This is a genomic window from Microtetraspora sp. NBRC 13810 (genome assembly GCF_030268685.1).
Classification (GTDB): Bacteria; Actinomycetota; Actinomycetes; order Streptosporangiales; family Streptosporangiaceae; genus BSRQ01.
Genome location: NZ_BSRQ01000022.1, coordinates 134,342 through 156,755 on the forward strand (window position 1 = coordinate 134,342; position 22,414 = coordinate 156,755).

The following is a 22,414-nucleotide window of genomic DNA, read 5'->3' on the forward strand; positions in this document are numbered from 1 at the left end:
GTCACGGGGCCCGCTCGCTCGGTTCGGCGGACGGCAGGGCCAGGTCGCGGGCGGTGCGGCGGAGGATGTCGATCAGCGCGGTGGTCGCGGGGTTGAGGCGGCGGCCGGCCTGGAGCGTCAGGCCGACGCTGTGCCCGATGCGCTTCAGCGAGATGGGCAGCGTCGAGATCCGCGGGTCCTCGCGCGCGATGAGCTCCGGCATCACCGCGATGTTGTGGGTCTCGACGAGAAGCTGCCGCACGGTGAGGAACGACGTCGTCTCCACCCGGTTCTGCGGCAGCTCGAACCCGTTCTCGAGGAAGTACGTCTCAAGCTCGCGCCGGAGCACCGTCTCCACCCCGGGCAGGATCCACGGATAGCCCGCCAGGTCGTCCAGCCGGATGTCCGGACGCTCGGCGAGCGGATGCTGTGCGCCGACCACGACGCGTACCGACTCCTGGTACAGCGTGCGGCGCACGAGCCGTTCGTCGGACGGCGAGGTGAGACGGCCGACGATGACGTCGAGCCGTCCCGATTCGAGCTCGGCCAGCAGCATGTCCGTTCCGCCCTCGCGCACGACCACGGTCACCAGCGGGCGTTCGGCCTTGAGCGCGGCGATCGCCCGGGGGATCAGCAGGTTGGACCCGGTGAGGTGGGTTCCCACGACCACGATCCCGCGTTCCGCTTCGGCGATCTCGGTGAGGTGCCGTGCCGCCTGGGAGAGCTGGGAGAGCACGGCGCGCGCGTGCGCCGTGAAGGCGACGCCGAAGTCGGTGGCGGTGAGGCCGCGCGGGCCTCGGTCGTAGAGGGCGACGCCCAGCACCTGCTCAAGCTCCTGGAGGCTGCGCGTCACGACGGGCTGCGTCACGTGCAGCTCTCTGGCCGCGCCGATCACGGTGCCCTGCGCGCTCAGCACGTCGACCAGGACGAGATGCCGCAGCTTGAGCCGTCCGTCGAGCAGCTTGGGATTGTGCATGCGCTCGATGGTAATGCCACTATGTCAGAAAAGGTATGTAATGGCGCGAATTTCGCTCTATATAGCTATAGCAGCAGTAAGAGGTGCTAGATGACCGATCTCAGCGGGTTGATCGCGGTCGTGACCGGAGGTTCGTCCGGCATCGGGGAGGCGACGGTACGGCGGCTGATCGCCGACGGGGCGCAGGTGGTCTCGGGCGACCTGGCGCGGCCCGCCCACCAGCCGCCCGGACTCCACCACGTGCACGTCGACCTGGCCGGCGCGGAGGCGGGCACCACCCTGGTCGACGCCGCGCTGGACCGTTTCGGCCGGCTCGACGTCCTCGTCAACAACGTCGGCATCGCACCCACCCGCGCCTCGTTCGTGAACACGGCCGACGACGACTGGGCGACGACGTGGACCGTCAACGTCATGAGCGCCGTCCGGGTCTCCCGGGCCGCCCTCCCCGCCCTCCAGGCGTCCCGCCGGGGCGCCGTGGTGTTCGTCGCCTCGACCACCGGCCGGACGCCCGACCCCTACTTCGTCGACTACGCCGTCACCAAGGCCGGCCTGGTCACGCTGGCCAAGACGCTGTCGGAGGAGTTCGGCCCGCACGGCGTGCGGGTCAACTCGGTCTCGCCGGGTTCCATCCGCACGCCGCTCTGGGATCAGCCCGGCGGGTTCGTGGACGGGCTATCGGCCCGTCTCGGGCTTCCCCGGGAGGAGGCCGTGCGGGAGTTCGTCCGCGCGGAACGCAGGATCAGCCTCGGCCGCCCGGGCCGCGCCGACGAGGTCGCCGCGGCCATCGCGTTCCTGGTGTCCGCCGACGCCTCCTACGTCACCGGGATCGACCTGGTCGTCGACGGCGGCTCGACGAAGTCGGTGTAGCGCGCCGCCGGACGGCACCCGCGCCGAACCCGGAACGCCGACGGCCCCTTCCGAGGGCCGCCGGCGTCCCAGGTTCCGGTGATCAGCCCTCAGACCCGTTCCGATGGACGACGTCCAGGAAGGCCGACCCCACCGCGCCGATCACGACCATCAGCAGGGTGGCGACGAAGGCGTCCAGCCACAGGTCTGCGGCCACGCACAACACCACCACCGTGGCCAGGACCCTGAGGTTGCGCGGCCTGCGGAAGGTCGCGCGGTAGTTCACGATCACCTTGTGCTCCCTTCCGGCTACCGGTACGGCGGCTTGAGCATCTCGGGGCTGAACTTCGTCGGCTTCAGCTTCCACTGCCACTGGTACTTGTTCATGAACTTCGCGCCCCAGACGGCGTCGGTCCTGGACGTCACGGAGGGGAGAGTTCGCGCGCCCCGGTTCAGCCGGACCGCGGAGACCCCTCTGGCCGCCTTGTACGCGTCCCGTCCGCCCTGGTAGATCCGGCCGGCACCACCCGTGAGACCGCCCAGGGCGCCGGTCAGGGCGAAGTCACCCCAGTGCCAGGTGTCCTCGCCCGCGTTGACCATCGTGTACCCGAGCATGGCCACACCGGCGCCCACCGCGACCCCGCACACGATGGAGACCCCGCAGGCGACGGTCGCCCCCAGCGCACCCGCCACCATGACGGCCTTCCCGACCTCCCGGATCGCCTTCCGCCACCACGGCTTCTTCTTCTTGACCTTCTTGTTCGCCTCAGCCAGTTGCTGCTGGAGCTTCTCGATCTGCCGTTCCATCCTGAGCCGCTCGGCGTTCCGCCGGTTGAGCTCCTCCAGCCGCTTACGGGTCTGCTCGGCGTAGTCCGCGTCGGTGACCTGGCGGTAGCACTCGTAGGTGGGGCAGTTCTGCGGACTGATCCGGGGACTCCTCAGCACGCCGGTGGACCGCTTCACCGTCGCCTTGGGCTTCTTCTTCGCCTTCGGCTTCTTGATCGGCTGGCCGTCGGGGCGGATGCCCTCCGCCTGGCACTGCGCACCGTCGCAGACCCGCTCGCCGGAGGCGTCCTCCCAGGTGACCGGGTTGTTGCTGGCGTAGGCGTAGCCGTTGATCTGCTGCGGATCGGTGAGATCCATGATCGGGTCGACGGAGACGAACCGGCCGGTGTCCGGGTCGTACTCGCGGGCGCCGAGCTGGGTCAGCCCGGTCGAGGAGTCGATCGTGCCGCCGACGAAGCCGCGTTCTCCCGGCCAGGAGGCCGGGGCCTGGCCGCGCACGGCGCCGTACGGCGTGGTCGAGCGGCGGGTGTAGGCGAGCGTCCTGGCGTCGACGGACAGCGCGCCGGTGTCGTGGTGGTCGGCCAGCACGTAGTTCAGCCCGCCGTCGGAGGTGCGGACGACGGTCGACTCCGGGCCCTCGTAGAAGCGGGTGCCGCTGACCTTGCCCGTCGCCCGGGTGAGCTTGAGCTCCTGGTCGTCGGCGAGGTACAGGGTGACGGCGTCGGGTTCACGGCGGAGCAGCCGCTCCCCGTCGGCGTCGTAGACGAACGAGGTCTCCTTGCCCGCGACGGTCGAGGTGGCGAGACGCCCCTCGGGATCCCAGGTCAGCCGCTGGTCGCCCAGGGCGGTGACCCGCCGGGTGGTGTTGCCGGTCGGGTCGTACTCGTAGGAGTCGGTCCTCGCGCCCGGTCCCGTACCGGCGACCTGCGTCAGCGTGTGCGGCTGGGCCTGGCGCGCCGCCGGGTAGGTGTAGGTCCTGACGGTGTCACCGGTGCCGCCGGTGACGGCGTGCCGGGTCTCGGAGGTCCGGTTGCCCACCGCGTCGAACGCGAACGACTGCCAGTACGGCTCGGGGCCGCCGACCGTGGCCGCGGTGGGCTCCTCGTCCTCGGCGCAGTCGGCGAGGGCCGTCCACGCCTCGGTGAGCCTGCGCAGGTGGTCGTAGCGGTAGCACTGCGTGTCGGTGCGGCTCCTGTCGTCCCGCTCGTCACGCATCTTCAGCACGTTGCCCGACGCGTCGTAGCGGTAGGCCACGTCGCTGATCGTCTGCACGCCGGTGTGCTCCCGGTCGTTCACCACCTGGGCCAGGCGGCGGGTGGTGTCCTCGTACACCATCGTGCGCACGACCCGGGAGCCGACGTCGCCGAGCACGGTCTGCAGCACCTCACCGTGCGGCGAGTACTGCGTGCCGTTCACGTACAGCGTGCTGCCGTTGTCCAGGGAGGCCGGGTCGCCGAAGGCGGTGTAGCCGTGGTTGACCGTCTCCGCGGGCAGGCCGCCCCCCGCCGGGTAGGACGTGGTGGCGAGGAGCCCGCTGACCGGCTTGAAGGTGGTGCTCGTGGTGTACGTGCCGGCGAGGGCGCCCTCGGCCGCCGGGATCGTCACCGTGGTACCGGTTCCGCGGCCCGCCGAGTCGTAGCCCCTGACCGCGATCGTGTAGGGGTTGCCGTCGTGCCACCGGGTGTCGGTGACCGGCATGCCCTTGCCACCCGCCAGGGTGTCGTAGCTCCACTCGGCCCGCTTGACCGAGCCCTCGGTGAGGCGGGTCTTGCGGTTGAGCACGTCGTAGGTGTAGGAGAGCGTGACCCCGCGCGCGTCCGTGGTGGAGGAGATGTTCCCCGCCGCGTCGTAGGTCGTCCTGGTCACGCCCCGGTCCGGGTCGGACGCGAGGGTCTGGTTGCCGCGCAGGTCGTAGTCGTAGGTCCAGGTGTTGCCCACCGGGTCCACGACGGTGTCGAGCCGTCCCGCCGGGTCGTAGGTGTAGCGGGTGGCGTCGTAGGCCGAGGCGGGGGCGTCGAAATCCGGGTCGCGGCCCTTGTACTGGCGCAGCTCGGTGGTGCGCCCTTCGGCGTCGCTGACGGTGAGGGTGGCCGTGTCGCCGTCGGGCGGGACGATGGCGGTGTAGTTGCCGCCCTGGACCGTGGTGGTCCGCCACTTCTCGACGTTCAGCGACTTGTAGACCTCCGCGACCGTGCGGCCCTGGCCGTCGAAGAGCGTCTCGGTCTGCGTGGGCACGAGGTTGTCCGCCACGCCGAGCAGGGACGCGGCGGGGGCGGCGGAGTTCCAGTAGGCGTCGTTGGTCTTCCACACCCTGCCGTGCGCGTCGTAGAGGCTGTCCGTGACCACCCGGCCGCCGCCGGGCGCCGCGGTCTGCGTCTGCCGCGAGCGCAGCAGACCGTCGTACAGCGTGACCGAGGTCTTGTACGTCCCGTTCTCCAGCAGGTCCTTCCTGGTCACGGCGGTCGGGGCGGTGGTGGAGACCGCGTAGGCGAAGGTCATGCTGGCCGAGGCCGTCTTCGCCCGCCCGGCCGGCCAGACCGCGGTGAGCCGGCCGAGGGCGTCGTGGTCGGAGTAGGACATGCGGCCGTTGGCGTCCTTCTCCGACAGGATCAGGCCGCGCTTACCGTCCAGGGTGACCGTGGTGACATGATCCTTGGCGTTGGTCACGGTCTTGGCGGTGGGCAGCGCGCCGGTGGCCGGGAGGTAGGCCGTGCGGGTGGTGTTGCCCCGCTCGTCGGTCGAGACGGTGGTCCGGCCGTAGACGTCGTAACCGGCGGTGGTCGCCACGTAGACCGGCCTGCCGTCGGTGAACTCCGACAGCGTCTCGGTCCTGGTGACGTTGGCCTTACCCGCGACCGGCGCGGCGCCGACCGCCTGCGCGTCGTAGGACAGCCGCTCCTCGCCGACCGTGTTGGCGGCCGAGGCCGGCGTGGCGCAGGTCGCCGACGTGGTGAGCGAGGAGGCGATGAACCCGACGAGCCAGTTCGCGGTGTCGCGGGCAGTGTAGGTGGTGCGGACGCACTCCTCGTCGCCGGTGACGGCCACGTCGCCCTGGTCGCTCACCTGGGTGATCAGGCCGTCGCCGTTGTAGGCCGAGTCCACCTGGGTGCGCCGCCACGCCGTGCCGCCCGGCACGGTGACCAGCGTGCGGGACCGGACCTTGGCGACGTCCTCCATCCGGGCGATCAGCGCGGGCAGGCCGGGCCTGGCCCGCGAGGCGGTGACGGCCGACAGCCACGGGTCGGACACCGCTGCCGTGGCGATCTGCCCGTTCTCCCCGGTGTAGGTGATGATCTCCCGGGTGGCGCCCGCGAGGACGTCGGCGTCGTCCACCTTGCCGCCCTCGGAGTCCTCGACCGTGGCCCGCCTGGTGGAGCCGTCGGCGAGCTTGTCGCCGTCCATGCCCCGGTAGAAGATCGTGTCGCTCTGCGTCCGGTTCGTGACGCCCACCTTGACCCGGACCCGCCCGTAGCCGCGGAAGACGCTCCATGTCCGGTGCTTGTCCAAGGTGAACTCGGCGTCGTCACGCCGCCAGGCCGCGCCGCCGAGGTACTCGTAGGAGGTGATCTTGGACTCCGAGCCGGTGCCCGCCACCTTGTCGTCCTCGACCACCTTGGTCACGACGTACTTGTGGAACCAGTCCTTGATCGGGTCGATGTACCCCTCGGGCGACCAGAAGGCGGGGAAGCAGCGCCGGGTGTTGGTGTCGGGCGCCGGGGTCGCGTTGTAGGCGCAGTCCTTGGCGGAGTAGGTGATCAGCGTGTCGGCGCCGGACTCGGTGCTGATCCGGGTGAGGCGGTACTTGTTCAGCGGCGGCCTCCCCTCGGCCGCGTCCACCCGGTTCTCCATCAGCGTGCCGCCGAAGGTCACGGCCGGCAGCGTGATCGCGGAACCGGCTGCCTTGCCGGTACGGGTGATCGACGCCAGCCAGAGCGCGGCGGTGGAGGCGTCGCCGGTGCCGGGGAACTGCTGGGCGAGGGTCCAGGAGTCCACGTCCACGTAGGCGGAGCCGCTGAGCACCTGGGTGGTGATCGAGGTGAGCCGCTTGCGCGACCAGAAGGTGGGGGCGATCGCCTTGCACGTCTGGGCCATCGTGCAGTTCTGGTCCACCGGGGTGTCCGGCCAGTTGGCCGCGTGCGCGGTGTCGAACGTGGTGCAGGTGGCCAGGCAGCGCTCGCTCACCCCGAAGACGACCTTGGCCGGGGCCGCGGCCGAGTACACCTGCCCGGCCCGCAGGCCGTACTCGATCCTGGTCGGGTAGCCGCCGCGCACGTAGGAGGCGGTGGCGGTGGCCGTCTTGTTCTTGGCGTAGGCGCCGGTCTCCTTGGCGTAGTAGTACGCCATCGCGTTGCCGTGCGCGTCCACGACGTAGTCGAGCTGCCAGCGCCACATCTGGTCGCAGAAGGAGCTGGTCCAGGCGGTGCCGTGGCAGGGCTCGCCCTCGTGGTTGCCGTAGACGGGCACCGAGCGGCCCGAGCCGGTCTCCGGCTTGCCGGTGGTCCAGCCGGGCAGCCGGTTCTTGCCGAACCAGAACTGCGTGCCGTCGGTCTTGGTGATCTTCCAGTACTCGTTGTCGTCGTCGCCGTTGGCGGTGTCGGTGTCGGTGCCCTTCAGGTGCTCGACCTTGGAGCCGTCGTCGTCGGCGAGCCGCCACGTCCCGGTGTCGTCGTCACGCACCAGCGAGGTGGACGAGCCGTCCACGGTCAGGGTGGCGTTGTCGGACTTCCAGCACAGGTCGCCCACCTTGTCCGGGTTGTTGGCGCCCGCGGTCCTGTCGTCCCTGCAGCCCATGTAGCTACGCTCGATGTAACCCGGGTCGTAGTCCCAGCCCTCACCCAGCCAGGACGGCTGATTGTTGGTCGCCGCGGTCCTGCCGTCGACCGTGGAGGAGGAGTACTGCAGGGACACGCCGGGCTCCAGCTCGCCGGGCGTCGACGGCACGTCGATGTCGTAGCTGTAGCCGAAGGCGCCGGAGTTGCCGCCGCTCGACCACGAGCCGGAGGGCGCGAGCGAGGTGGCGGTGTAGGTGCCGCTCGATCCCGCGGGCGCGGCGGCGGCGGCCAGCACGGTCGCCTCCGCCACGTCCACGTCGGCGGTGAGGGTGCCGGTGGCGGCGTCGTTCCTGGCGGGAAGCGGCTGCCCGGTCCTGCACTCCTCCTCGTCCGGCGTGGTCAGCGCGCAGGCGGGAAGCTGGAGCAGGGTGAGCCTGGACGCCCAGTCGGCGCCGAACGCCCCGGTCAGCTTCTTGTAGTCGACCTCGACGGCGGACCGCTTGGAGCCGGTCCCGCCGTCGGCCCTGCGCAGCGTCATGAGCAGGCCGTCCACGCCCGCCCGCTGGGCGGCGGCACGGTCCGCCACCTCGACCCTGACCTTGGCGGGCCCGCGGGCCAGCCGTACGGGCAGGTCACCGGCGGCGCGTCCGGGGACGGCCTCGGCCGCGCCGCGCGGCCAGGTGATCGGGGTCCGCGGCTTCCAGGGGCGCTCGTCGGTCTCGCTCGGCCGCGTGGCGGCGTCCTTGGCCACCTGGCTTCCGGCGACCGACGTCTCCCGCTGCACGGGCCTGAGCTTGAACTCGGCGGCCTGCGCGGTCGCGGGCGCGGGGTACAGGAAGGTGGCCGCCATCACGCCGGTGAGGCCGACGGCGATGAGCCGGGCGGTGCGGGACTTCCCCGCCTGGAGTAGCCGGCGAGTACGGCCGGCTGCCGGCGTGTGCGTCATCCGATGCGTTCCCATCAGTAGATGCCGGCCATGTTGGAGGTCCAGGCGGAATCGCCGATCTGGGTGACCAGGCCGCGGTCCACCGGCGTGCAGGCGTAGAAGTAGAGCACCCCGGTGTCGTCGGCGCCGCCGGGCGCGGTCGACCAGATGTCGGGCGTCTCCTGGCCGGCCAGCGGCTGGAACCGCTTGGCGCCGTCCACGGTGACGACCGTGCCCTGCGCGTTGCCGTTGGAGGTGAAGGTCGGCCGGCTGGCGACGGTCCAGCCGCCGACGCCGTAGGCCCTGCGCGGCGCGAGGGTGTAGGCGCCCGCGGCGTCGTGCGTACCGGGGTGCAGCCACACCTCGCCGGTGGTGCGGTTCCTGGCGATCAGGTCGGTGACGCCGGCCTCCTCCGGGGTGCCGTCGCCGTTCACGTCGGGGGTGACCTCGCCCGGCATGATCACGTCGTTGTCCGCCCAGCCCGACGCGCCGAGCACGGCCGGGGCGGCGAGTTCGCCGTTGGCCGCGGTGGCCGGCGGCCCGGCCTGGGTGCCGGAGAACAGGAGCAGCCTGCCGCCCTCGTTGACGACGAGGTCCACGCCGAGCCTGCCGTCGATGTTGCCGGGGGCGATCACCTGGGTGGCCGCCGCCCAGGTGCCGCCACCCGGGTGCCTCAGCTCGCGGCGGCCCCACACCAGCGGCTCGCCCAGCCCGTCGCCGGGGTAGAGCCACAGCCGGTCGTCCTTGAGCACGAAGACGTCCTCGTAGCCGTCCTTGCCCATGCCGTCCTCCGGGCCGACGAGGTCACCGCGGTGGGCGAGCTGGGCGCCGTTCCAGCCGCTGGGGAAGGTGCGGTTCCAGGCGATCGTGCCGTCGCCCTTGCCGGTGTAGTAGAGGAGCCGGCCGTCCTTGGCGACCGCCAGGAAGTCCGGGTGGCCGTCGCCGTTCAGGTCGCCGTCCCGGTCGCCGTTCACGACGCCGTCGGGGTCGGCGACGAACTCGGGGGCCGCGGTGACGATCAGCGTGGTGTTCGACTCCACGGCCGAGGCCGCGCCGCTGTAGGAGGAGACGTTGCCGGCCGTGTCGTAGGCGACGACGTGCAGCCGGTTGTTCGGCCACCGGGGCGGCGTCACGTTCACCGTCGCCGTGCCGTCCGCGCCGGCCTTCACCCAGGTGCCGTCCGAGCACTTCCCGCCGCCGATCGACAGCGGGTGGTTGAGCGCGTAGCAGAAGCCGTCGAGGTGCAGGTCTCTGGAGGCGAACCGGATCGACCGGGCCTTGCGGGCCGCCACCTCGGCGACGTCCAGCGGGTGCCCGTCGGCCGCGGTCACCGTCGGCTTGGTCGGCGCCAGCTTGTCCACCTGGAAACCGCAGTCGCCGGAGCCGCCCGTGATGTCGATGCCGTCGGTGGCCTGTACGGTCCACCGGTAGCCGGTGCCGTCCTTGAACGTCGCGGCGCCGACGGTCGCACTCGCGGTCCCGCCGCTCGTCACGGCGTCCGAGGGGGTGGCCACGGTGGCCCCGCCCGCCTGCCAGACCAGGAACTTCGCCGTGACGTTGCCGCCGTTCGGGTCGCTCACCCTGGCGGTGAGACCCACTCCCGTGTTGCCGATCAGCGGCCAGGTCGCGGGGTTGTTGTCGCAGCGGAGCGCCACGTCACTGGAGTTGTTGTGCCACGCGCCCACGTAGGCGGCCTTGGAGTTGACCACCGGCATGTGGTTGTAGGCGACCTCCAGCACCGGGTTGGTGGAGTTGACCCGGAAACGCTTCCAGCTCCGCGGGTCGTCCTCGGTGCCGGGCTCGGCGCGCAGCCCCAGGGTGATCTGGGAGCCGCGCAGGTCGGCGTTCTCCTGCAGGGCCGCACGCAACGCGACGGCGGAGTAGTCCTCACCTCCGCCGGCGCAACTGGTGGACCAGCCGTGCGCGAAGGACTTCGTCTGCAGCGTCTTCTTCCACGTCGGCTGGTTGTTCCAGGTGGTGGAGGCGCCGATGCCGGAGGTCCAGCCGAGCTGCACCGGCATCCCGGTGCAGCTGTAGGAGTAGGAGTTGAAGACGTTGAACGTGGCCGAGACGATCCGGGAGCCCCGCAGGTCGTCGGTGTTCATCTGGAAGTAGGTGCGGGCCGTGCCGCCGGTCCAGTCCTCGTAGCCCACCCGCCCCTCGACCGGGTTCTCGCTGCCGATCTTCTTGGTGCCGTCGTAGAACGCGGTGTCCGCGAGCGACGGCGAACCGGCCTGCTTGTAGGCGATCGACCAGTGGTTCTGGTAGCCGTCGTTGAAGATCGGGTCGATGGTGACCGGGTACACCGTGGCCGGGTCGTCGAGCATCGCCCGGTCCGGCACGATCCGCAGCGCGTCACCCTCGACCGCCGCCGTCATGTGCGCGCTCCTGACCGGTCCGGTCTCCGCGGGTTCGGTGGGTCGCCCGGCCGGTGCCCCGGCCTTCGCGGCCTTCGCGGCCTTCGCGGTGGCCTTGGCGGCGGAGGAGGAGTCCCACATCAGGGGGCGCGGCGCGAAGAGGAGCGACCGGCCCGTGTCGTCGATCGCGGCGAGCCCGCCCTGCGCGTCGGAGGCCAGGCGCAGCCCCTTTCCGCCCAGGCCGAAGGTCAGCGTCCGGAGCCGGGGGTTCGCCGCGGCCTTGGCGTCCTTGACGATCAGGTGGTTGACGAAGTTGTCCGCCTCCACCAGGATCCGCAGATCGACGCCGGGCAGCACCTCGGGATAGGTCAGCTCGCTGCCGGACACGACGGGGTCGGGCAGCGGGTCCGGCCAGGTCAGGGTCAGGCTCCTGCCCTCCTTGACCAGGGTGGCCAGCGGCCCTTCGCCGCCGCCTGAGAAGGCCATGCCGAACGTCGTGGCCACCGGCGCGACGGTCCCGTCCTCCTGCCTGCGCAGGGTGGGGTCGATCCGCCGCCACTCGCCGGTGGCCCGGCTCCACACCGGCCGCAGGTGCTGGCGCAGGGTGAGGCTGCCGTCGGGGTTGGCGGTCACCTCTTTGGTCTCGGTGCGCCGGTCGAGGACCTCGACCGGCCTGCCGGTCTCGCGGGCCCGCACCAGTGCCCTGGCCTCCACGGGCGTGGGCCGCGCCGGCTCCGGCGCCGCCTCCGCCGTGGCGGCCGGTTCGGCGGGCGGGGGCGCGCCCCTCTCCTGGACCGGTGAGGTGGCCTGGGGGGCCGGCTCCTCCGCGATCGTCCGGGGTACGGGGTCGGCCGCCGCGGCCGGCGCGAGCGCGCCACCGGCCATGACTGCGACCGTCAGGACCGCCGCTCCCGTGCTCCACCGCAGACGCGATGGCCTCATTTTCTGGCTCCGATCTCGATCAGTGCACGCCGAAGGCGCGGGCCACCATTCGCAGAGCGACCAGCGGAACACTAGGTCCCGGCGGGCGCGGCCGAATCTGTCAGCCGCGGGGGCCGTGTCAGAGTGCGGAGCCGCGCGGCTGAGTCATTCCGGACCGTCGACTCCGTGTCCGGCCTCCCGGAGCCGCCGCGCGAGCTCCTCCCTGGAGGAGACGCCGAGCTTCTGGAAAGCCCGGTAAAGGTGGGACTCCACGGTGCGCAGGCCCACGTTGAGCCGCTCCGCGATCTCGCGGTTGGCCACTCCCCCGGCGGCCAGCTCGGCCACCCTGGCCTCCTGCCGGGTCAGGCCGGCCACCATGCCGGTCCACACTCCGCAGGTGGCGTCCCGCTCCCGACGGGCCCGGCGCGCCCAGGGTACGGCCCCCAGGGTCTCGAAGATCTCCAATGCCGTGGTGAGCCGTTCCCGCGCCTCGGCCCGGCGCGCCGCCCTGCGCAGCCACTCCCCGTACACCAGCGCGCTCCTCGCCCGGTCGTACGGCCGGCCGAGAAGCTCGTGCCCGCGCAGCGCCGCGGCGTACTCCTCGCCCGCCGCGCTCCCCTGCCCCAGCAGGCCCCGGCACCTGGCCAGATCCGCCCGCTCCGCCCGTCCCGGGCCGCCCATCCGGTCCAGCGCCCACCGGGCCAGGTCCTCCCGGCCGCACCGCACCGCCGCCTCGACCAGGTCCGGCCCTCCCACCTCCGCCCCCAGGACGAACCTCCCCGGCCCTGTCTCGGCCTCCTCCCCCGGCTCCAGGGCGCGCACCACGTCGCCGTACCCACCTTCGCCCGGCTTCAGGGCTTGGGCCGCGTCGCCGTACCTGCCTTCGCCCAGGTGGAGCAGGCCGAGTGCGCGGCGGGCGAGGGCCGCGACCTCCGGCGTTCCATGGGCCCCGGCGTACCCCGCGGCGGCCGCGGCGAGGGTGCGGCACCCGGCTTCGTCGCCGCGCGCGGCGGCCAGCCAGGCGAGCCGGGCCCGGAGCCGGGCCGCCTGGCGCCCCTGCCCGATCTCCTCCGCGAGGTCCAGCCCCTCGGACAGCGCCCGGCCCGCCTCCTCCCACCGCCCGGCGTGGACCAGCGTGACCGCGGCGGCCTCCAGCGCCCGGGGCAGCCCGCCGTACTCCTGCCGGGAGCGCACCCGGGTGAGCACGCTCCGCACCGCCGACCGGGCGGCGTCGTCGTCCCCTTCCGCCAGGCTCCGCCACACCGGCGACAGCGCCTCCTCCACCGCATCCGGCCCCGCTGCGGAATCCGGCGGGACAGGTGCGAGCATGGCGGCGCGCCGGGGCTGGCCGGCTTCCCCGGCCGAGCGGGCGGCGGCCGCCAGCCTGGTGGCGCGGGTGTCCACGTCGGGGGTGAGGTCGGCGGCGGCACAGAGGGCGTCCGCGCGTACGGCGGCGTTCTGGACCCGCTCGGCGACCTCTTCGAGGGCGGCGGCGACCTCCTCGTCGGGGCCGAGCGCCGCGGCGGCGCGATGCCACGGGCCGTCCCCGTGCCCCTCCGCCGCCAGCGCCCGATGGATCTCCGCGCGCAGGGAGTACGAGGCCGTGCCGTACGCCAGCGCGGGCACGAGGGGCTGCTCGACGAACAGCCGGCCCTCCACCACGCGCACGACCTCCGCCCGTTCCGCCGGAGCGAGGTCGTCGAGCGAGACACCGAGGCGGGCGGCGGCCGGGACGACGGCCCGGAGTTCGCCGGTGCCCTCGACGGCGATCATGGCCAGGAGCGTGACCGTGCGCTCCGGCAAGCCGCCGAGGAGCGCGCCTGGGCCGGCGGTGTCGTCCCGCGCCGAGTGGCGCAGACCTTCCAGGTGTGCCCACGGAGAAGTCAGATGCCCGAAGCGCTGTTCCTCGGTGAGCGTGCGGGCGCAGGCGAGCATCGCCCCCGGGTTTCCCCCGGCAAAGGCGACGAGCCGTTCGCGGACGTGCCGGACCATGTCGGGGTGGCGCTCGGCGAGGACGGCCGCGCACGATCCGGCGTCGAGCCGGGGCAGCGGGTGGCCGGGCAGCGACGCGGCTGACCGGCCTCCTCGCCTGGCTCGCCGCGGCCCGGGGCGCCGACGACGAGTGCCACCGCCTCGTGCACGCCATCGGCAGGACCGGAGAGACCGCGGGAGGCGCCGCCCGCTTCCCCGGCCCCGGCCTCGGACCGTGGGCGCTGGCCCTGCTCGATCTCGGGCACGGCCGTCCCGCCCTCGCGCTGCGCCGGTTCGGCGAGGGCCCGCTGTCCACCATGGCGGCGATCCGCTCGACCCCCGACCTGGTGGAGGCCGCCGTCCACGCGGGCAGGCGCGCCGAGATCGGGGATCGGGTCACGAGGTTCGAGCACTGGGCGGCGGTCACCGGCCGGCCGGGCCCGATCGCGCTCGCGCTGCGGATCCGCGCGTTGCTCAGCGAGGGCATAGTGGCGTGTGCGCACTACCGGCGCGCGTTGCAGGTGCAGGAGATCGCCGCCCAGCCCTTCGAACTGGCCCGCACCCGGCTGCTTTACGGCGAGTGGCTGCGCCGCAAGGGCCGGCGCGCCCGCGCCCTGCGTCTGCTGGCCAGTGCCCTGACCGGCTTCGAGGAAGTCGGCGCCGCCCCGTGGGCGGGCCGGGCCCTCGCGGAGTTACGGGCCGGTGGCGGCCTGCCCGCCCCCGGGGAACAGGACGCCCCGGCGACGCGGCCCACCGGGCCTCGCGGCCTGACACCGCAGGAGCTCAGAGTGGTACGGCTGGCGGCGGAGGGAGCCACCAACAGGGACATCGCCGCCCAGCTCGCCCTGAGCCGCCGGACCGTGGGCAACCACCTCTACAAGGCGTTCGCCAAGCTGGGCGTCACCTCCCGGGCCGAGTTGCACCGGCTCGCGCTGTCCCCCGCGGAGGGCTCCCCCGGCGTCCCGTCCCCGCCCGCCGTCGCGACGCCCGTCCAGCCCCACCGCGCCTGACCCATGATCATCGCAGACCCGCCCCGGCCGGAGCGCGCGCCCGCCGCGGGCGGGAGGATCGCCCGTTCGTCTCGGACTCACCGGCGAAGCGGCCGAGCCCAGCCGGCCCGGCGCAGTGGCTGCCGCATCGGGCGATTCACGCGTAGCCCTACGATGATCGGCATTTGACTCCCTTCCCTCCAGGAGCTGACCCTTGCCAGGGCGAGAGCGCGTACGTTCCTTCCTTGAGACCCCGCTCGTCCAGCGGGCCGTCGTCGCCGTCATCATCGTCAACGCGATCACGATCGGCTGTGAGACCTCGTCCTACCTGACGGACCGGATCGGCGGCTTCCTGCACGTCGTCGACCGGGTCGCGCTGGCGGTCTTCACCGCCGAGCTCGCCGCCCGGCTGTACGCCTACCGGGGCGGATTCTTCCGGGACCCGTGGAACTGGTTCGACACGACCATCGTGGCCATCGCGCTGATCCCGGCCTCCGGCCCGGCGTCGGTGCTCCGGGCGCTGCGGATCCTGCGGGCGCTGCGTCTGGTCGCGGCGGTCCCCAGCATGCGCAAGGTCGTCGGGGCGCTGTTCGCGGCCATGCCCGGGATGGGGGCGATCATCGGGCTGCTGATCCTGGTCATGTACGTCTCGGCGGTCCTGGCGACCCAGTTGTTCGGCGGGATCGCCCCCGAGCATTTCGGCGAGCTGCCCACGTCGCTGTTCACCCTGTTCCAGGTCATGACCGGCGAGGCGTGGCCGGACATCGCCCAGAAGGTGATGGACGCGAAGCCGTGGGCGTGGATCTTCTTCGTCGGCTACATTCTGATGGCCTCCTACGTGGTGCTCAACCTGTTCATCGCCGTGGTCGTCAACGCCATGGACGACCAGAACACCTCGGCGGAGGAGCAGCGGACCGAGGACCAGCTCGCCGCCGTCCTGAAGGAGCTCGCCCGCCTGCACGCCAGGATCGACGCGATACAGAACGTCCCCCACGCGCCCCAGCCCGTCAAGACGCCCCGCAAGAACGGCAACCGCCGCTCCCGGTGACCGGCCCGCGGAAGATCGGCCGACCCGGGAACCTCGCCTGCCGCCCAGGAAGACCGGCTCCTGTCTAGCACACCGCACGCCCCGGCGTCACGATCCCGGTGCCGGCTCGATCCGGCCCGCGCCACCACTCCGGCCCAGCCACCGGCCCTGCGTCCTCACACGAGACGGGTTGACGATGATCATGCCGAATCGGGATTTTGTCAAGATCCGAAATTACCAAAACAGAACCACCCAAAATGGCGATCATGCTTCTGTAAAAACGTTTTGAGTACCCATACGTTGCAGACGCCGACGGTGATCACCAAGCCCGGCGGCATGACCACGCGGGACGAGGCACCCATCGTCCGCCGACCAGTCGGTGTCACCAGACGCCGTATGGCCTCGACAGAGGAGATTCCATGATCCGTTCACTTGGCAAGCTGGGCGACCGCCTGCTCGACAAGCTGCTGCCCACGACCTCCGCCGCCGCCGAGACCTGCTGGACCGAGACGAAGTACGTCGGCTACACGCAGTGGCGGCAGTGCTGCATCGCCGCCGGCCGCACCGGCTGCACCCCCTGGCGCTGACCGAGCCGTCGCCGGCCGATCACCATGCAGTACGCGGCTCTGGCCTGCCGATGCGCACTGGCCGCCGTCTTCCTGGTGGCGCTGCTCAGCAAGGTGCGCAGCAGGGACGCCTTCCACGCCTTCCGTGCCTCCGTGCTCGACATGGTCCCGCTTCGGGCGGGCGCGGCAACGCCGGTGAGCACCGCGGTGGTGCTGGCTGAGGCGTCGGTCGTCGTGCTGCTGACGATCCGGTGGACCGCGCCGGCCGGCTTCGTGCTGGCCGGCGCCGTCCTGGTGGCGTTCTGCGCGGGAATCGCGCGGGCCGTACGCTCCGGCACCCGGACGCCCTGCCGCTGCTTCGGCGCCACGGCCACCCCGCTGAGCGGCAGGCACCTGGTCCGCAACGCGGTCCTGCTCGCGGTGACGGCGGCGGGCGGCACGGCGCTGCTGCTCACCACGCCGGGCACGGCGCATCCCGGGGGCGTCGCCGTCGGGCTGGCCTGTGCCGGTGTGCTCACTCTGGCCGTCGTCTACTTCGACGACCTGGCCGACCTGTTTGCCGGGCCGCCGGCCTCCGGGCGTGCCGGCCTGTGAAGGGATCCCGATGCCGTATCTCGTCGCCGCCGTGGTCTTCGTCGGACTTCTGGGCGCCGTCAACCTGCTCCTGACCCTGGCGGTGATCCGCCGCCTCCGCGAGCAGCCGGCCCGGCTCAGCTCCGACCACCCGGCCCGGCCTCCCCTGGTGGCCGCCGGCACCCCGCTGCCCGAGCTCACCGCCACCGCGACCGACGGCACGACGGTGTCGCGGGACTTCTTCACCGGACCGACCCTGGTCGGCGTGTTCTCCACCTCCTGCACGGCATGTCTCGAACGGCTGCCCGAGTTCACCACCCGGGCCCGGTCGCTGGGGCCCGGGCGCGCGCTCGCGGTGGTCGTGGACGACCAGGGGGACGCCGGCGCGTTCACCGCGGCCCTGACCCCGGTCGCGCCCCTGGTCGTCGAACCGCCTGACGGCCCGCTCGGCAAGGCGTTCCAGGTGTCGTTCTTCCCCACCTTCTACCTCGTCGACGGCGCTGTGATCAACGCCGCGGCGCTCACGCCGGACGACCTGCCGCTGGCGGCGAGCACGTGACGGAGCCGCAGGCCCCCGCCGGCAGGAACACCGGAGCGGGTTCCCTGTTCCGCCGCGGGCGGGCGGCGGCCGAGCTGGCCTGGCGGGCGCAGCCGGCCGCGGTCGCGGGGTCGCTCGCGACGGTGCTGCTCCTGGGGACGGCACCGGTGGTGACCGCGTGGCTGACCAAGCTGGTGCTCGACCGGCTGGCGGGCGGCGGGGGCGGCCCGCTGGTGCTGCTCGCGATCGCGCTCGGCGTGGCGGGCCTGGCGCTGGTCGTCGTGCCGCACGTGGCGGAGTACCTCACGGGGCAGTTGCATCGAGGACTGCAGCGGTTGATCCACGACCAGCTGTTCCGGGCCGTCAACGCCGACCCCGGGCTCGGCCGCTTCGAGAACCCCGCCTTCCACGACGAACTGCGACTGGCCCATGAGGCCGGCCAGAGCGCCCCTCAGCAGATCGTGGGCTCGTCCCTGGCGATCTGCCAGGGCGTCCTGACCTTGCTCGGATTCGCCGTCACGCTGACCGTCCTCAGCCCGGTCATGGTCGTCGTCGTCATCGCCGCCGCGCTGCCGGCGGCCCGGGTCCAGCTCGCGCTGAGCCGCCGCAGGGCCGAGACCATGTGGGGCATCAGCTCCAACACACGCCGCCAGCTCTTCTTCGGCACCTTGCTCACCAGCCCGGACGCGGCCAAGGAGGTGCGGCTGTTCGGGCTGGGCGACTTCCTGCGCGCCAGGATGCTCACCGAACTCGCCACCGTCAACGGGGCCGAACGAGATCTGGACCGGCGGACGTTGCGCAGCCAGGGCCTGCTGTCCCTGCTGGGCGCCGCCGTCGCGGCCGGCGGCCTGCTGTGGGCCGTGCTGACCGCCGCGGCGGGCGGTCTCAGCGTGGGAGACGTCTCGGTCTTCGTCGCCGCCGTCGCAGGAGTGCAGACGGCCCTCACCGCGATCGTCGGCCAGTGGGCGAGCGCGCACAACGCCCTGCTGATGTTCGGGCACTATCTCAGCGTCGTCCAGGCTGAGCCGGGTCTCCCGGTGCCCGCGCAGCCCGCCGCGCTGCCGCCGCTGCGAACCGGCATCGAGTTGCGCGACGTGTGGTTCCGCTACGACGACGAGCACCCCTGGGTCCTGCGCGGCGTGGACCTCTTCATCCCGCACGGCCGGGCCGTCGCCCTGGTCGGCCTCAACGGGGCCGGCAAGAGCACCCTGGTCAAACTGCTGTGCCGGCTGTACGACCCGGTCCGCGGCTCCATCCACTGGGACGGCGTGGACCTGCGCGACGTGCACCCGGACGACCTGCGCGCACGGCTCGGCGCGGTGTTCCAGGACTACATGTCCTACGACCTCACCGCCGCCGAGAACATCAGGCTGGGCGACCTGGCCGCGGGCGCCGATCCGGAGCCGGTCCGGGCCGCCGCCCGCCGCGCCGGGATCCACGACACGCTCGGCGGCCTGCCCAAGGGCTACGACACCATGCTCAGCCGGATCTTCCTCGGCGACGACGACGAGCAGGCGGGAGTGACGCTGTCGGGCGGGCAGTGGCAGCGGCTCGCGCTGGCGCGCGCGCTGATGCGGCACCACCGGGACCTGCTCATCCTCGACGAACCGAGCTCCGGCCTGGACGCGGAGGCCGAGCACGCCGTCCACCTGGGACTGCGCGAACACCGGACAGGTCGTACCAGCGTCCTGATCTCCCACCGCCTGGGAGCCCTGCGGGACGCGGACGTCATCGTCGTGCTGAGCGAGGGAAGGATCATCGAACGCGGCTCGCACGGCGAACTCATGGCGCTGGACGGGGAGTACGCACGCCTGTTCAACCTCCAGGCCCGCGGCTACGAACCCGCCTCGGAGGCCGCCGCCTCGCCGCTTTGAGTCCGCGCGGGGGAAAGCCCGCGCACGACCACGCCCAGCACCCGGTCGGCCGGCAGGTAACCCCAGTGCCGCGAGTCGGCGCTCAGCTCACCGTCACCGACGACGACCAGCCGTCCCTCGGGGACCAGCGCGCCGTCGAAGGCGTGCACGACGCGTGCGACGTCCGGCGGCACCGGGTCACCGGGGAGCGCGGCCACCCGCTTGATGAGCCACTTCGCGCCCTCCGGAGCGGGCAGCGGCCCGGTGCGCCACCGGCCCTCCCGCGCCGACTCGAAGACCACCACTTGTCCCCGCCGGAGTTTCGAACCGGCCACGCGGCGGATCAGCACCCGATCCCCCGGACGGTAGGTCGGCGCCATGCTCGGACCGGTCACCCGGACCACCACCCACCGGCGCCGGGCGGCCACGAGCACACAGACGACCACCGCCGGCAAGATCACCAGATACCACACGATCTCAGCCTAGCCCCGCCGTCCGGGCACCGGGCGGCGTGCTCGACGCCGGCCGCGCGGGAGCCGCCGGCGGCCATCCCACCCGCCCGGCCGGTGGGCGCCGCCGGCGGCCTGCGCGGCTCCGCCGGACCGGCGACGCCGCCCTGCCTGGCCGGTGGGCGCCGCCGGCGGCCTGCGCGACCCCGCCGGACCGGCGACGCCGCGCTGCCTTGCCGGTTCCTGCGAAGCTACCGCGTCACTCCGTGTGGCCCTCGGGGAATCCGTCGTTCATCGGCGCGCCGGTGAGGTCGACGTGCTGGTGGCCGTTTCCGGCGTCGATGTTGAGCTGGTCGAGCTGGGTGGCGGCGACCGACCAGGTGGCGACGGCCAGCGACCGTTGCCGCGTCACGATGCCGAGTGCGGACGCCCGGCGGTCCTCCGGCAGGTCCGCGGCCATGACATAGGTGTCCAGGGCGACAGACAGCATGTTGACGGAGCTTCGCAGGGCGTTGCGGGCGAGGTTCGTCCCCGTCGCCCCGGAGACGGTCTCCTCGTACTTCTTCACCTCGCCCGTCATAACGGTCCGCCATTCGGAAAGCCGCGCCTGTGGGACCTCCGGCGCGCCGGCCCCGCCCTCGGGTGCCGCCGCCGCCAAGCCGTCGACGACGGGGCCGAGCGCCTCCTGGGTGGCGCGCGCCATGGTGGTCAGCTCGGTGATCTGAGCGGCGTCGCGGCGCGCCTCCTGCTCACGCATCTCCGCCACCGCCGCGTCCTCGCCGCTCGTCCCCGGGCCGGCGATCGCCATTCCGGCCGGGACCCCGGCGCCGAACGCCAGCACGACGGCGGCGGCGAGCCAGAGCCTGAACCGCCTGCGGTGACGGCCGTCGTCGAGCGGGCGGGGCGCCACGCGGACGGGGGTGCGGGTCTTTCGCGACATCGGTTTCCCTTCATTGCGGCTCGGGGTCACATGAAGGGCCGGAACCGGACGAGCGCACGATCGATCGGCCCTTCGCTTCGGGAAGCGTGCGCCGACCACGCCTGCTGACAGTCCGTCCGGTCACGAGCGTCCCTGTGACGCCAGAGACGCTCGCCCGGATTATCAGCCTGATCTCACCGCGGAGTCAACGCCCACGAGAACGCCTCCCGCGCCTTCGCCGCGCTCGACGGTTCTGGCAGGCCGGTCGCCCGGCATCGGGCCAGGACGACTGGCCGATCGACCGCAATGTCGAAAATGGGTATCCTTTTCACTATGACGTCGTCCTCCCGATTCATGGTCATGCGGCACACCTACGGCCGGAGGGAAGTGCTCACCAGACTCGCCGCCGCGACCGCGCTGACGGTGCTGACGGCCTCCGTCGCGGCCTGCGCAGACGGCGCGGGAACAGGCGGCTCGCCGACTGCGCGGCTGACGCTGGCGGCGCCCCGCGACCTCGCCGCCGGACCGCGAGATCCGTACTTCGTCCATCAGTCGCTGGGCGTGTGGGAGCCGCTGGTGGCGCTCGACGAGCGCCTGCGCCCCGTGCCCGCACTGGCCACCGGCTGGACGTCCGCGGAACAGGGCAGGAAGTGGACCTTCAGGCTGCGCGAGGACGTCGTGTTCAGCGACGGCAGCCCGCTGACCGCGCAGGCGGCCGTGACCAGCATCCAGCGGCTGCGCGCGATCGCGCCCCGCCAGTCGGCGTACTTCAGCCTGGACGAGGGCATGGAGGCCGCGTACGGCGAGCTGACCCGGCTGGACGCCGAGGAGAACGCGGTGGTCTTCACCCTCGCCGAGCCGGTCGCCGACCTTCCCGCCAAGCTGGCGGGCTTCTTCAGCATGATCCAGGCACCCTCCGCCTTCACGACGGGCGGCGACTTCGCCGGCGACCCGGTCGGCACCGGCCCGTACACGCTGGCCTCCTGGACCAAGGGGCAGCGCCTGGAACTGCGGGCCAACCCGAGATACCGCGGGCCGAGGCCCGCGTACGCGACGGTGGAGGTCCGCACGATCCCGGACGCCAACGCGCGGGTCGCCGCGCTGCGGGCGGGCGAGGTGGACGGCCTGTTCGACAAGGGCGCCCTGCTTCCCGGCCAGGTCACCGCGGTGGCGGCCGACCCTCGCTACCGGGTCGTCCAGACGCCGTCGGCGCTGACTCACTACCTGACGTTCAACTCCTCCCGGCCGCCGTTCTCCGATCCCCGGCTGCGTGAGGCGGCCGACCTGGCGATCGACCGGGCGGGCATCGCCAGGACGCTGCTCGCCGGCACGGCCGCGCCGGGAGGCGCCTTCCTCTCCCCCGCCTTCGGCGACCTGGCGGCCCCCGGCATCACCGCCCGGCACGACCCGGCCCGGGCCCGCGAGCTGGTCGCCGCGGCGGGCGCCCCGGCCGAGCCGGTGACCATCCTGATCTCCTCGGCGGAGACCGGCCAGTTCCCCTACACCGACATCGCCGAGGTGCTCCGGGCGGCCTTCGAGGACGCCGGGCTGCCCGCCCGGGTCGAGGTGACCGAGGCCACCAAGACCGCCATGGAGGCCGGCAGGTACGACGTGTTCCTCAGCGCCTACAGCGTGCCCAACGGCGACCCCGACTACCTGTTCCGCCGCTTCCTGCGCTCCGACGCCGCCTGGAACGTCGAACGCCGCCTCGGCTACCGCGACACCACGTTCGACGGGCTGATCGACCGGGCCGCCGCCACCGGCGACGCGGCGCGCCGCCGCGAGCTCTACCACGAGGCGCAGCGGCTGCTCGCCGCCGACCGGCCGATGACCCCGCTGGCCTACCAGGCCAACCCCGTGGTGACCCGGGCCGGCGTGCGCGGTCTGACCCAGACCGCCTCCTACCTGGTGGACCTCGGCAGGCTCGAACCGGCCGGGTGACCCGCTGATGCCCGCACGGCCGCGAC

Annotated in this window: 16 protein-coding genes; 9 read left to right on the plus strand and 7 right to left on the minus strand. The window is 72.7% G+C overall.

Annotation, left to right across the window (positions count from 1 at the left end; all coding sequences use genetic code 11):
- Window position 1: 1 nt before the first annotated feature.
- Entirely contained in the window at window positions 2-955 is a 954-nt protein-coding gene (locus QSK26_RS33815) for a LysR substrate-binding domain-containing protein (protein WP_285779386.1), read from the minus strand.
- A gap of 90 nt (window positions 956-1,045) precedes the next feature.
- Between QSK26_RS33815 and QSK26_RS33820 the strand changes: the two genes are divergently transcribed.
- The gene (locus tag QSK26_RS33820) at window positions 1,046-1,822 is read left to right on the plus strand and encodes an SDR family NAD(P)-dependent oxidoreductase (protein ID WP_285779387.1); all 777 of its coding nucleotides are present in this window, start codon (window positions 1,046-1,048) and stop codon (window positions 1,820-1,822) included.
- 82 nt (window positions 1,823-1,904) lie between these two features.
- Here QSK26_RS33820 and QSK26_RS33825 read toward each other — a convergent pair whose 3' ends face one another.
- The 4 genes from QSK26_RS33825 to QSK26_RS33840 form a co-directional block, all read right to left on the minus strand.
- Window positions 1,905-2,093 carry a hypothetical protein gene (locus QSK26_RS33825; RefSeq protein ID WP_285779388.1) on the minus strand — a complete coding sequence of 63 codons (189 nt, stop codon included), beginning with the start codon at window positions 2,091-2,093 and terminating at the stop codon, window positions 1,905-1,907.
- A 17-nt stretch (window positions 2,094-2,110) separates the two neighbouring features.
- Window positions 2,111-8,305: an RHS repeat domain-containing protein gene (locus tag QSK26_RS33830; protein ID WP_285779389.1), complete on the minus strand. Its 6,195-nt coding sequence runs from the start codon at window positions 8,303-8,305 to the stop codon at window positions 2,111-2,113.
- A gap of 14 nt (window positions 8,306-8,319) precedes the next feature.
- Entirely contained in the window at window positions 8,320-11,526 is a 3,207-nt protein-coding gene (locus tag QSK26_RS33835; RefSeq protein ID WP_285779390.1) for a hypothetical protein, read from the minus strand.
- Between the two features lie 201 nt (window positions 11,527-11,727).
- The gene (locus QSK26_RS33840) at window positions 11,728-13,365 is read right to left on the minus strand and encodes a helix-turn-helix transcriptional regulator (RefSeq protein ID WP_285779391.1); all 1,638 of its coding nucleotides are present in this window, start codon (window positions 13,363-13,365) and stop codon (window positions 11,728-11,730) included.
- Window positions 13,366-13,449: 84 nt separating this feature from the next.
- On the opposite strand from QSK26_RS33840, the gene QSK26_RS33845 reads away from it, so the two are divergent.
- From QSK26_RS33845 to QSK26_RS33875, 7 genes are all read left to right on the plus strand, one after another.
- On the plus strand, window positions 13,450-13,638 hold the full coding sequence (locus QSK26_RS33845; protein ID WP_285779392.1) for a hypothetical protein: 189 nt from the start codon (window positions 13,450-13,452) through the stop codon (window positions 13,636-13,638).
- Between the two features lie 59 nt (window positions 13,639-13,697).
- A complete protein-coding gene (locus tag QSK26_RS33850) occupies window positions 13,698-14,543 on the plus strand; it encodes a helix-turn-helix transcriptional regulator (protein WP_285779393.1) in 846 nt (281 codons plus the stop codon).
- 193 nt (window positions 14,544-14,736) lie between these two features.
- Complete coding sequence (locus QSK26_RS33855; protein ID WP_285779394.1) at window positions 14,737-15,570, plus strand: ion transporter; 834 nt, start codon at window positions 14,737-14,739, stop codon at window positions 15,568-15,570.
- Between the two features lie 398 nt (window positions 15,571-15,968).
- On the plus strand, window positions 15,969-16,136 hold the full coding sequence (locus QSK26_RS33860; RefSeq protein ID WP_285779395.1) for a hypothetical protein: 168 nt from the start codon (window positions 15,969-15,971) through the stop codon (window positions 16,134-16,136).
- A gap of 24 nt (window positions 16,137-16,160) precedes the next feature.
- The gene (locus tag QSK26_RS33865) at window positions 16,161-16,709 is read left to right on the plus strand and encodes a MauE/DoxX family redox-associated membrane protein (RefSeq protein ID WP_285779396.1); all 549 of its coding nucleotides are present in this window, start codon (window positions 16,161-16,163) and stop codon (window positions 16,707-16,709) included.
- Window positions 16,710-16,719: 10 nt separating this feature from the next.
- A complete protein-coding gene (locus QSK26_RS33870) occupies window positions 16,720-17,247 on the plus strand; it encodes a TlpA family protein disulfide reductase (protein WP_285779397.1) in 528 nt (175 codons plus the stop codon).
- Complete coding sequence (locus QSK26_RS33875) at window positions 17,244-19,100, plus strand: ABC transporter ATP-binding protein (RefSeq protein WP_285779398.1); 1,857 nt, start codon at window positions 17,244-17,246, stop codon at window positions 19,098-19,100. The genes QSK26_RS33870 and QSK26_RS33875 overlap by 4 nt, the downstream gene beginning before the upstream one ends.
- On the opposite strand, the gene QSK26_RS33880 is transcribed toward QSK26_RS33875, so the two are convergent.
- Both QSK26_RS33880 and QSK26_RS33885 read right to left on the minus strand, forming a co-directional pair.
- The gene (locus QSK26_RS33880; RefSeq protein ID WP_285779399.1) at window positions 19,061-19,552 is read right to left on the minus strand and encodes a S26 family signal peptidase; all 492 of its coding nucleotides are present in this window, start codon (window positions 19,550-19,552) and stop codon (window positions 19,061-19,063) included. The two genes, QSK26_RS33875 and QSK26_RS33880, sit on opposite strands and share 40 nt — an antisense overlap.
- Window positions 19,553-19,787: 235 nt before the next feature.
- Window positions 19,788-20,468 (minus strand): hypothetical protein, encoded by a 681-nt coding sequence (locus tag QSK26_RS33885; RefSeq protein ID WP_285779400.1) that lies wholly within the window; start codon window positions 20,466-20,468, stop codon window positions 19,788-19,790.
- Window positions 20,469-20,780: 312 nt separating this feature from the next.
- Between QSK26_RS33885 and QSK26_RS33890 the strand changes: the two genes are divergently transcribed.
- Window positions 20,781-22,388, plus strand: a complete 1,608-nt coding sequence (locus QSK26_RS33890; protein ID WP_285779401.1) for an ABC transporter substrate-binding protein — start codon at window positions 20,781-20,783, stop codon at window positions 22,386-22,388.
- Window positions 22,389-22,414 lie beyond the last annotated feature (26 nt).